Genomic DNA, 11,025 nt, shown 5'->3' with positions numbered 1-11,025 from the left:
GGGGTTTCCGCCGCGGGGTTTTTCCCCCCCCCCCGGGGGCGCGGGGGGTTTGTCGGGGGGGGGGGGGGGGGCCCACACCGCCCCCCCCCCCCCCCACCCCACTTTTGCGCTCCCCGGGTGATGGGTAAGGTTAGGTTTGCCTCACCGATCAATCGGGACGGCACCACTGATCGATCCCGGCGGGAGGTGAATCCGCGTGTACGTCTGCAGCTGTTTCGGGGTGACCGAAGCGCAGGTCAAGAAGCACGCGGAGGACGGTGCCTGCACCCCTCGCCAGATAGCGTCCGCCTGCAAGGCGGGCACGGACTGCGGTTCGTGCGTCCGTCGCATCCAGGCGATTCTCGGCCGGGGCGCCTGCCCTCGCCGCGACCTGGCCGACCAGGGCCGCCCGGTGCTCTCCACCGATCTCTCCGAGTTCGGCGCGCTCGACGAAGCGGCGTGACTCAGCTGCTCTCGGGCTGCTCGATGATCTGCGAGATGTAGAGCGCCTCGCCGAGCTTCTCCACCAGGTCCAGTTGGGTGTCGAGGTAGTCGATGTGGTGCTCCTCGTCCTCCAGAATGGACTCGAAGATGTTCGCGGACGTGATGTCGCCCTTCTCGCGCATCACCTTGATCCCGCGCTTGAGGCGGTCGATGGCCTCCACCTCGACCTGCCTGTCCGCCTCGAACATCTCCTTGACGGTCTGCCCCACCCGCACGTGGAAGAGCCGCTGGTAGTTGGGCAGCCCCTCCAGGAACAGAATCCGGTCGGTGAGCACCTCGGCGTGCTTCATCTCGTCGAACGACTCGTGCCGGGTGTACTTGGCGAGCTTGTACCAGCCGAAGTTCTCCTGCATCTTCGCGTGCAGGAAGTACTGGTTGATCGCGGTGAGCTCACCCGTGAGCTGCTCGTTGAGGAATTCGATGACCTCGGGGTCGCCCTGCATCGCAGAGGCTCCTTCCGCATGGGTACGTGGGGGACGTACTGGGTGTTTGCGGCGCATGATTGCACCGGCATAGAAGATCGTCCAGTAAGTGCGTACTTAGTAAGTAAGTGCATGTTTGGTGCCAGTTGACCGCTTTTGTGATTTTTACGGGAACTGTGTGGTCAGGTGCACCACCCGTGGTCTGTCAGGATGGAAGGCATGGGTCATCCGGTGGAACGCGCGTCGAGGCAAGCCGCGGGAGCCGGGCTTCCGCCGGGACAGCGGCTGCAGCGCGGCTGGCCGGTCACCCACTACGGTCCGGTGCCCAAGTTCCGTCCCGAGCGCTGGGAGTTCAGGGTCTTCGGCGCCACCGCCGACGCGGGCCCGCACACCTGGAACCACGAGCAGTTCACGGCTCTGCCGTACGCCACCGTGGTCGCCGATCTGCACTGCGTGACGAAGTTCAGCATGCTGGGCGCCGAGTGGGGCGGGATCCCGGCGTGGACCGTCCTGGAGCTCGCGCCGCCCGCCCCCGATGTCACCCATGTGATGGTGTGGGCGGAGTACGGCTTCAGCTCCAACCTGCGCCTCACGGACTTCGCCACCGACCGTACGATCTTCGCCACCCACAAGGACGGCGAACTCCTCACCGCCGAGCACGGCTTCCCGGTGCGCCTGGTCGTCCCCCAGCTGTACGCCTGGAAGGGCCCCAAGTGGGTCCGCGGCATCGAGTACATGACCGCCGACCGCCGCGGCTTCTGGGAGGAGCGCGGCTACCACAACCTCGGCGACCCCTGGAAGGAGCAGCGCTACTCCTACCAGGAGGGGCCGGGGGACGGTCCGGAACTCTGAGTTCTCAGGGACGGGGTCAGTGGTGGTACTGGTGCACCACCGCGTGCCCCTTGCCCCGGCCGATCGTCCACTTGTTGACCGGGGTCGTCACCACGAACGCGATCGCCAGTGAGACGGCCAGCGAGACCCAGAACAGCGCGTCACCCAGCTGGGCGTCCGTCGCGGCCGGCCAGACCAGGATCGTGCCGTTGTCGATCAGCTCCATCACGGCGATCGAGAGGGTGTCCGCGGCCAGCGCCACCCGCAGCGCGGTGCGCAGGTCGACGCCCGCCCTGAGTACTCCGCGCATGGTGAGCGAGTAGCCGAAGAAGAACGCCAGCACGATCGCCAGCAGCGTGGTCGGCAGGTTTCCCCAGCCGAGGGCCGTGCCGACGACCATGCCGAGCACCTCGCCGATGGCGCAGCCGGTGAGGCAGTGCAGGGTCGCCTGGACGGCCATGGCCCAGGAGGCGCCGGCGGGGCCGTGCGTGCCGTGTGCCCCGTGTGTCACGTGTGCTTCGTGTGCTTCGTGGTGCGCGTGGGGCTGTTCCGTGTGCCCGTGGTGCTCGTCGTGTTCGTGGTGCTCGTGGAGGGTGTGATCGTGGTCCATGGCTGATCCCCGGTGTCAGGTGCGGATCCGTCTTGAGGCAACGACATATATACCCCCCGGGGGTATTCCCGTTCAGGGTTCGGGCTCGTTCCGGTAACGGGCAGCACATTCCGTGCCCAGAGCGCTACGCTGAGATCCTTGCCTGGCGGGAGACACACCGGGCAAAGACGGATCCAAGGGGCCCTTGGGGTTCCGCTTGTGGTCCGGTTCGGGGGCGAGCGGTCGGGGGACGACGGTGGGGCTGTTCGGAGAGCGGCATACCTTCATGGGCGGGCTCGGTCCGGGGGACCGGGAGGCACTGGCGGGACTCGGCACCCGGCACGAGTATCCGCCGTACGACACGGTCATCGCGGAAGGCGACCGGACCACGTTCGCGGTGGTCCTGCTCAGCGGCTGGTGCACGGTGTGGACACCCACCGAACGCGGCGGCCGGCTGATCCTGGCCCTGAGGCGGGCCGGCGAGGTCGTCGGCGACATGGCGGCGCTCGACGGCCGCCCGCGCAGCGCCTCGGTGAGCACCCTGGGCCCGGTCACCGGCCTGGTCATACCCGGTGAGCGGTTACGACGGTTTCTTGCCGCCCGGCCGCGTGCCAACGCGCTGATGACGATCCAGCTCACCGAGCGGCTGCGCAGCGCGGACCACGAGCGCCGGGCTCTGGCCTCCATGACCGTGCTGCAGCGGCTCGCCGAGCGCCTCGTCGAACTCGCCGACCGCACCGGCCGGCTGGAGAACGAGGCCGTGACCATCCGGCTGCCCCTCGCCCAGCACGAACTGGCCGCCTCCGTGGGTTCCACCCGCGAGGCCGTCGCCAAGGCCCTGCGCCTGTTACGCGAACAAGGCCTGGTCCGCACCGGCCCCGGCACCCTGGCCGTCGCCGACCTGGACCCGCTCCGCCTGCTCGCCGCCGGACAACCACACGGCACGGAGACCTGACAAACGCCGAGTCCCGCGCTGTGTAAACGGCTACAGCGGCGACCGGCCGGCTCCGCGAGCATCGCACCGGAGGCGCCGGTGGCCCGGCGGGACGGCAGGGAGGAGAAAACGATGGAGGGGGAAGCCGCCTACGGCTTCATCGTCAATGTGGACGCGCAGGGCTCGGGACTGCTGTCCGACACCGAGAAACCCGAGATGCGGCGCAGACTCTACGACGTCACGGGCACCGCCTTCGAACAGGCCGGCATCCGGCCGCCGCGCCTCTACCAGGAGGACCGCGGCGACGGCATCCTCGGCGTACTGGCGCCCGACGTGCCGCCCGTCCGGGTCCTCGGGGAATGGGTGGAACACCTCCACCAGAACCTGCGGGAGAGCAACCGGCACCTCAGGAAACCGCTGCGGCTCCGCGTCGGCCTGCACATCGGCCGGGTCACGGCCGACGCCCACGGCCGCTCCGGACGCGCCGTCGACCTCGCCTGCCGGCTGGCCGACTGCGGTGTCGCGAAGGCGGTTCTGAAGGCGGCGGACGGCGCACCCTTGGTGGTGGTCGCCTCCGACCGGGTGCACGAGGACTTCATCCTGCCCGGCGGACGCTGGGTGGACCCCGAGCACTACCGCCGGCACGACGTGGAGCTCAAGGAGGGCCGCACCACCGCCTGGTTCATGGTCCCCGGACGGTCCCAGCCGCCCGAGCCGCACGAGGAGCAGGGGCCGGACGCGGCCGACGGGCCGGACGATCCGGAAGGGCCGTCGGGGGGCAACCCGCCCCGGACGCCGGCACCCAAGGACACCGGGAGCGGCGTCGTCCAGAACATCAACCAGCACGGCACCGGCAGGATCGTCGTCGGCGGCACCATCGACACCATCAACTTTTCCGACGGCGGTGACCGGTGAACGCGCAGAACCCCCAGCCGCCCCAGGCCGGCCCGAAACCGCAGCCCCAGCAGCAGCCGCAGCAGAAGGCCGAGCCGGACAAGCCGGCAGGCGCCGAGTCCGGCGCGGCACCCGAACCGGAGAAGGCCGACGTCATCGGCGGCTCCGCCGCCAACCCGCTCGGCGAGGAGGCCCTGCCGGGGGCCGCGGCCGCCGCCTCCCGGATCTACCGCTCCACCGTGAACCAGCACGGCTCCGGCACCCTCATCAGCTCCGGATCCGTCGGCACCATGAACTTCTACAGCCGGCAGACGCAGACCGCCGAACGCCTGCTCGCCGGCCCGCTCCCGGAGGACGAACTGCGCAGGCTGCGCCGGGTCTTCCAGGAACCGGCGGACTACGGCGACCACCGCGAGCAACTGCGTGGCGGCCGCCTCCTGGTGCTGTACGGCCAGCCCGGTACCGGCCGCGCCTACACCGCCCTGTCCCTGCTCGACGACCTCACCCGCGGCCAGGTCTCCCGGCTCGACCCGCGCACCGACCTGGACCGGCTGGACGACGAGCAGATCCACGACGGCCACGGCTACGCCCTGGAACCCAGCGCCACCGGACTGCCGGACGAGACCGGTCTCGACCGGCTCTGCGAACTGCTCGGCAGGAAGGAGGCGTACGCCGTCCTGCTGGCCACCCCCGAACCCGGTGACGTCCTCTCCCACGGCGGCCGCTACTACCGCGTCCACACCCCGGCCGCCCAGACCGCCGTACTCGAAGGCCACCTCGCCGTCGAACTCGCGGACTCGGGCCCCGAGCTGTACGAGCGGGCCCGGGCGACCGCCCTCGACCCCGACGTCCTGGAGGCGCGCGGACTCGACGAGTTACGGCCGGCGGAGGCCGCGCACTTCGCGCGGCTCCTCGCCCGGCACACCAGGGACAAGCTCACCCACGACGAACTCCTCGCCGAGTGCCGCAGGTTCGCCGAGAGCCAGGCCGCCGAATGGTTCGCCGGCGGGATCCGCTCCGAGACCCCCGAGCGGCTGCGGGACGCGGCCTACCGGATCGCCGTCGCCGTACTGGAGGGCGCCTCGCTCAGCGCCGTCGCCGAGGCCGCCGAGGTGCTCGCCTGGGAACTGGCCGTCACCGTCGACCCGGAGGCCACCCCCGGCAGGCCGCTGTTCAGCGACGGCGTCGACGCCCGGCTGGTCTCCGCCCGCGCGGTCGCCGAACTCGGCACCGAGGAGGTCGGCACCGAGGAGGTGCCGGTCCGCACCGTCCGGTTCGGCGGCGAGGCCCTCGCCCCGGCCGTCCTCGGCCATCTCTGGCAGCACCGGCACAACGCGCGCGGACCCGTGCTGCGCTGGCTGGCCGGACTCTGCGAGGACACCAGGCCGCAGGTCTGGGTACGGGCAGCCGTAGCGGCCGGTCAGCTGTGCCGCCTCGACCTCTCGCACACCGTCCACGAACTGGTCCAGCCCATGGCCCAGTCCGAGCGGGCCCGCCGCCGGCTGTTCGCCGCGACCGTGCTCGACGTCGCCGTGCGCTCCCCCGAGGTCGGCACCGCCGTCCGCGCCCTGGCCGGTTCCTGGGCCCGCTACGGCGACGAGCAGCTGCGCTGGACCGCCGGTGCCGTGCTCGGCCGGGGCCGGGCCACGGACACCGTCCGCGAGTCGCTCGACCTGCTCGGCGGGATCGGCGTCTGGGACGAGGGCAGACTGCGCGCCGAAGCGGCCGTCCAGGTCGCCCACTTCGCCGGCGCCCACCCCGAGGCCCAGACCCTGCGCCGGATCCGCGCCTGGCTCTCCGACGAACGCCGGACCCAGCAGGATCTCGGCCTGCAGAGCACGGTCTATCTCGCCGCCATCCCCGTCGTCGACCTCTGGAACCAGCACGAGGAGCTGGAGGGCTACGGCGACTGGCCGCTGATGCTGGCCCTGGCCACCGTCAGGCCCGCCCTCGCCGCGGAACTCGCCGGGCTCCTGTGGACCGCGCTCCAGACCCCACGGTCGTACGAGGCGGCGATCGAGACCGTCTCCGACTGGCTGCGTGACTCGGCCGGCCAGCCCTGGGCCGACCGGCTGGAGCGGTTCCTGCCGCTCCTCGTGCACACCCACGACGACCGCAACCGGCTGCTCGGCCTGATCAAGGAACTGACCGAAGACCCCGACCAACCACTGAACGATCAGCAGGTCCGCCGCCTGTGGGGCGCGGTCCAGGGAGCGAGTACACCATGACGCACAACCAGTGGGGGCAGCCGTGGCCGCCCCAGGACGAGGAGTTCGTCCTTCCGCACGACCTCAGAGGCCCCTTCGTCCGCGAGTTCGCCCCACAGACCACCTACCGGCACCGCAACAGCCAGGTCGCCTCGGTGCTCTACTACAAGAACGGCGGGCACAGCGTCATCACCGTCCGCGGTGCCGAGCACTTCAACAAGCCGCTGATCGGCAAGCCCACCTCGGTGTGCTGGATCGCCCGCGGCCAGCACCAGGTCTCCTTCCAGCTGGAACTGCCCACCTTCGGCGACCGCTCCCGGTTCCGGGCGGGCGCGGACGTCAACTGGGAGGTGCACGACTTCTACCAGGCCGCCGAGAAGCGCGTGGTCGACGTCGAGCGCATGCTGCGCCCCTCGCTGGAGGCCCGGCTGCGCGGACTCAGCCGCCGCTACAGCCTGGACTCGGCCCAGCAGGTCGACGAGGCGATCCAGGACGAACTGGCCAGCGGCCGGTGGAGCGACTTCGGCGCCGATCTCGGCCTCGCCACCCAGGTGTTCGTCCGTATCGACCTCGGCCAGGCGGCCGCCGACTACCAGGAGCAGATGGTCGCGGTGGAGAAGGGCGGCGTCGTCCAGGAGGCCATCGACAACGTCAACAAGGCGCGGATCGCCGCCAACATGGACGACGCCCAGAAGCTGATCACGGCCGGCGAGACCGTCCAGTACGCCCATATGCTCGCCTCGGACCCGAGCCGCGCGCACGAGATCCTCGGTGTGCTCCAGCAGCAGGCCCGCGAACAGCGCCAGGGCGCCCTGGACTACCTGACCAACCTGATCAACCAGGGCGTGGTGCAGCGCCACCAGATCGACGACCAGGTCCAGGCCCTCATCGACTTCAGCCGTACGGTCTCCACCGGATTCTTCCCGAACGGCCTGCCGCAGGCCCCGACCTCGCTGCCGATCCCGCCGATGCCGCCGGCGCCGCCGCTGCTCCCGGCCGACGCGCCCCCGCCGATCCCGCCCGCGCCGCCGCTGTCCCCGGTGGACACCATCCCCGGAGAGGGGACGGGGGTGGAGGACGACTCCAGCCCCGAGGCGCGCCGATGACCCCAGGCGACCCCGACCCCGACGCCGCCGCGCACTATGTCGCCGAACGGCTGCTGCTGACCGTGCGCGAGGACCTGGGCAGGGCGGACGTGAAGGCGTCCGTCCTGCTGTCCGGCGCCGTGGCGGTACCCGCCCTGGTCCTCGGGCGCGGGCTGCCGCCCGGGGTCTCCGGGCCCGCCGTGGTGTTCCTCGCGGCGGGCGCGGCGCTGTGGGCGGCGGGCACCCTGCTGCTGCTCGCGGTGATCGTGCCCCGCACCCGTACGTTCCGCTCGGCACCGGGCCCGACCTTCTACGCCGACGCGCTCACCGCCACCGACCAGGAGGCGCTGCGCCGCGCCGCCGCCGAGGTCGGGGCGGACCGGGTGGGCTGGCTGCTCACCCAGTTCCAGGACGTCAGTGTCATTCTCTCGGCGAAGTACCGCTGGCTGCGCCGGTCGATGGTGCTGCTCGGGGCGGGACTGCTGCTGGCGGCGGTGCCGCTGGCGGTCGGCTGACCCGGCTGCGGTCAGCCGTCGCGGAGCCGCTTGAGGCGCTCGACGTCGGCCGCGTGCCCCTCCTTGCCACCGGGCGTCTCGATGATCAGCGGTACGCCCGCGGTCGCCGGGTGGGTCATCAGCGCGCGGAACGGGTCCTCGCCGATGTGCCCGGCGCCGATGTTCTCGTGCCGGTCCTTGTGCGCGCCGACGACGTCCTTGGAGTCGTTGGCGTGGATCAGCTTCAGCCGCCCCTCGCCGACGGTGTCCACCAGCAGGTCCAGCGTCTGGTGCATGCCGCTCGGCCCGGTCAGGTCGTGCCCGGCGGCGAACACATGGCAGGTGTCCAGGCACACGCCCAGCTTGGGATGTGCGTCCAGCGCCTCGAAGTACGGCCCGAAGTCCCAGGTCCGCGAGCAGAGCGAGGCGCCCTGTCCGGCGGTGGACTCCAGGAGCAGGAACGGGTCGTCGTCATGGGTGAGCTCCTCGAGGAGCGGCAGCAGATACGTCCGTACCTGCTTCAGCGCCACCTCCCGGGCCCGCCCGCCGGTGGCGCTCCCGGTGTGCACGACCACCCCGAGCGCCCCGATCTCCCGTCCCCGCCGCAGCGAGTGCCGCAGTGACTCCACCGACTTCTGAGCCGTCGCCTCGGTGTGCGAGCCGAAGTTGATCAGGTAGGGGGCGTGCACGTACGCCGGGATCGACCCCTCCGCGCAGGCGGCCCGGAACGCCTCGTCCTGCTGCGGGCTGCCCGCCGGGGTGGCCCAGCCACGCGGGTTGGCGACGAAGACCTGCACGGTCTCGGCCTTCAGCTCACGGGCGTACGACAGTCCCACCGAGTGCAGGCCACCGGCCACCGGGACATGACCGCCGACGGGGTTGCGGGAGGGACCGGACTGCGGGGTGCCGGAGGGACGGGACGGGTGGCTCTTCACCCGTCAAGGGTGTCACGCCGTGGGCCGGCCCCGGTCACCGGATGGTGATGGTGATCGTCGACCCCTTGGGCGCCTGCTTCCCGGCGTCCACCGACTGCCGCTTCACGGTGTTGCCGAACAGCCCGAACAGCCCGCGGTCCTCCTTGACCTGGAAGCCGGACTGCTCCAGCAGCTTGGTCGCGTCGTCGACCGTGGCCCCGACCACGTTCGGCACCTCGATCATCTCCGGGCCCTTGGACAGTGTCAGCGTCACCGTGTCGCCCTCGGCGGCCTGCGCGTCGCCCACCGGGGTCTGCCGGGCCACCTGCCCCTGGTCGTAATCGGAGGTGACCTCGGTGGCCGAGACGGTCACCTTCAGCCCGGCCTCCTGAAGCTCCTGCCGGGCGTCGTCCAGGTCGTCACCGGTGACATCCGGGACGTCGACCGGCGAACCCTTGCTGACGACGAGCGCGATCGCCGTCCCCGCGTGCCGCTTGCTCCCGGAGCCCGGATCGGTGGAGATGACCGACCCCTTGGGCACGTTGTCGCTGAACTCCCGCGTCACCATGCCCGGTTCGAGCCCGTCGGCCTTCAGCAGCGCCTTGGCCCGCGCCTGCGTCCGGCCCTGCACGTCCGGCACGTTCACCGTCTCCGGGCCGTCCGAGATGGTGAGCGTCACCGAGTCGTTGCTGCGGATGCGCCTGCCGGCCGCCGGGTCGGTGCTGATCACCGTGCCCCGCCGCACCGTGTCGCTGTAGGCGTGCTCGACCTTCTTGACGTCGAGCCCGGCCTCCTTCAGCTGAGCGGTGGCCTGTGCCTCGGTCTTCGACAGCAGCGGCGGGACCTTGGTGAACTGCCCGGAGTTGATGTACCAGATCCCGGTGCCGGCACCGAGGAGGACCAGTACGGCGACGACGAGCGTCACCAGGCCGCGCCGGGACCGGCGGCGTGCCCCGTGCCGTCGCTCCGGCACCGGCGGCGCCTCGAACCGGCTGGTCATCAGGACCCTGTCGTCCGGTTCTTCGACGGGCAGCGGCCGGGATGGGGGTCCCCCCGCGCGAGCGAAGCCGAGCGTGGGGGAGGTCAGCGACCGCGGAATGACGCTGGTGCGGTCCTCGGCTATGTCATGTGCCTCGGACAGAGCCTGCGGCGGTACGGCGTCCAGCTGCTCGTCACGCAGGGCGGCCCGCGCCTGCCGCACCAGGGCCAGCAGCGCGACGGCGTCGTACGGCCGGACCTCGGGATTGCGGGCGGTGCCGTGGCCGACCAGCTCGTCCAGCTCGTAGGCCAGCCCCGGCACGGCGGCGGAGGGCGGCGGCACGTCCTCGTGGAGATGCTTGTAGAGGATCACCGCGGGCGAGTCCGAGTCGTGCGGCTTCTCCCCGGTGAGCATCTCGTAGAGCACGACACCGCACGCGTACACGTCGACGCGGGGATCGGCGGCCCCGCTCTCGACGTGCTCGGGCGCCAGGTACGCCACGGTCCCGAGCACCGCGCCGGTCGTGTTGGTGACGCTGTCCACGGACCGCACGAGCCCGAAGTCGGCGACCTTGACCCGTCCGTCGTCCCCTATCAACACGTTCTCGGGCTTCATGTCCCGGTGCACGAACCCGGCGCGGTGCGCGGCGCCCAGCGCGGCCAGCACGGGCTCCAGAATGTCCAGCGCGGCCCGCGGCTGCAGCGCGCCGCGCTCGCGCAGCACGTCACGGAGGGTGCACCCGGCGACGTACTCCATCGCGAGATACACGTACGGCCCGTCGGTCCCCTGGTCGAAGACCTGGACGACATTCGGGTGGGCCAGCCGGGCGACCGACTTGGCCTCGCGGATGAATCTCTCGACGAAGGACCCGTCGGCCGCGAGCGCCGGATGCATCACTTTCAGTGCGAGCACCCGGTCCAGCCGGACGTCCAGGGCCCGGTAGACCGTGGCCATCCCGCCGACGGCGATTCGCGCGTCGACGCGATAACGGCCGTCGAGCACCTGCCCGACGAGGGGGTCCTGAAGCGTCGTATCCACCCCGCGAGTGTACGAGCCCCGGCTGAAACCCCCACAGGTGAGACAGATTTCCCCCCGACTACGACACACCTGTGACGCAGCGCGCACCTTTGCACGCCCCGCACGCACCCCCGACGGGCGGCCTTTCCACCGCCGGGTCGCCTGCCCGGCAGGCC

The 11,025-nt window shown here is 71.3% G+C and carries 11 protein-coding genes; 7 read left to right on the top strand and 4 right to left on the bottom strand.

What is annotated here, in order from left to right:
- The first annotated feature begins 196 nt into the window (after positions 1 to 196).
- Positions 197 to 442: a (2Fe-2S)-binding protein gene (locus ACWGJB_RS12925; RefSeq protein ID WP_453380218.1), complete on the top strand. Its 246-nt coding sequence runs from the start codon at positions 197 to 199 to the stop codon at positions 440 to 442.
- Between the two features lies 1 nt (position 443).
- Here the strand turns inward: ACWGJB_RS12925 and bfr are convergent, their stop codons facing one another.
- On the bottom strand, positions 444 to 926 hold the full coding sequence (gene bfr, locus ACWGJB_RS12920) for a bacterioferritin (RefSeq protein WP_360482388.1): 483 nt from the start codon (positions 924 to 926) through the stop codon (positions 444 to 446).
- Between the two features lie 198 nt (positions 927 to 1,124).
- Here bfr and ACWGJB_RS12915 point away from each other — a divergent pair, with 198 nt between their 5' ends.
- A complete protein-coding gene (locus ACWGJB_RS12915) occupies positions 1,125 to 1,757 on the top strand; it encodes a sulfite oxidase-like oxidoreductase (protein ID WP_453380217.1) in 633 nt (210 codons plus the stop codon).
- A gap of 16 nt (positions 1,758 to 1,773) precedes the next feature.
- Here the strand turns inward: ACWGJB_RS12915 and ACWGJB_RS12910 are convergent, their stop codons facing one another.
- The gene (locus ACWGJB_RS12910; protein ID WP_453380216.1) at positions 1,774 to 2,346 is read right to left on the bottom strand and encodes a DUF4396 domain-containing protein; all 573 of its coding nucleotides are present in this window, start codon (positions 2,344 to 2,346) and stop codon (positions 1,774 to 1,776) included.
- Between the two features lie 235 nt (positions 2,347 to 2,581).
- Between ACWGJB_RS12910 and ACWGJB_RS12905 the strand changes: the two genes are divergently transcribed.
- From ACWGJB_RS12905 to ACWGJB_RS12885, 5 genes are all read left to right on the top strand, one after another.
- Entirely contained in the window at positions 2,582 to 3,280 is a 699-nt protein-coding gene (locus ACWGJB_RS12905) for a Crp/Fnr family transcriptional regulator (protein WP_360482382.1), read from the top strand.
- A 111-nt stretch (positions 3,281 to 3,391) separates the two neighbouring features.
- The gene (locus tag ACWGJB_RS12900) at positions 3,392 to 4,174 is read left to right on the top strand and encodes a hypothetical protein (protein WP_453380215.1); all 783 of its coding nucleotides are present in this window, start codon (positions 3,392 to 3,394) and stop codon (positions 4,172 to 4,174) included.
- Positions 4,171 to 6,381, top strand: a complete 2,211-nt coding sequence (locus ACWGJB_RS12895) for a hypothetical protein (protein WP_453380214.1) — start codon at positions 4,171 to 4,173, stop codon at positions 6,379 to 6,381. Before ACWGJB_RS12900 ends, ACWGJB_RS12895 begins: the two co-directional genes overlap by 4 nt.
- Positions 6,378 to 7,466: a hypothetical protein gene (locus ACWGJB_RS12890; RefSeq protein WP_453380213.1), complete on the top strand. Its 1,089-nt coding sequence runs from the start codon at positions 6,378 to 6,380 to the stop codon at positions 7,464 to 7,466. Before ACWGJB_RS12895 ends, ACWGJB_RS12890 begins: the two co-directional genes overlap by 4 nt.
- Positions 7,463 to 7,960, top strand: a complete 498-nt coding sequence (locus tag ACWGJB_RS12885; RefSeq protein ID WP_453380212.1) for a Pycsar system effector family protein — start codon at positions 7,463 to 7,465, stop codon at positions 7,958 to 7,960. Before ACWGJB_RS12890 ends, ACWGJB_RS12885 begins: the two co-directional genes overlap by 4 nt.
- An 11-nt stretch (positions 7,961 to 7,971) precedes the next feature.
- Here ACWGJB_RS12885 and ACWGJB_RS12880 read toward each other — a convergent pair whose 3' ends face one another.
- Together ACWGJB_RS12880 and pknB are read right to left on the bottom strand one after the other, a co-directional pair.
- Positions 7,972 to 8,874, bottom strand: coding sequence for a deoxyribonuclease IV (locus ACWGJB_RS12880; protein WP_453380211.1), 903 nt, complete (start codon positions 8,872 to 8,874; stop codon positions 7,972 to 7,974).
- A 34-nt stretch (positions 8,875 to 8,908) separates the two neighbouring features.
- Positions 8,909 to 10,870, bottom strand: a complete 1,962-nt coding sequence (gene pknB, locus ACWGJB_RS12875) for a Stk1 family PASTA domain-containing Ser/Thr kinase (protein ID WP_453380210.1) — start codon at positions 10,868 to 10,870, stop codon at positions 8,909 to 8,911.
- Positions 10,871 to 11,025: the final 155 nt, after the last annotated feature.

The sequence above is a fragment of the Streptomyces sp. NPDC054813 genome, assembly GCF_053611365.1.
Note: the sequence above shows the minus strand (reverse complement) of the source record. Positions and strands in the feature narration are given on the sequence as shown.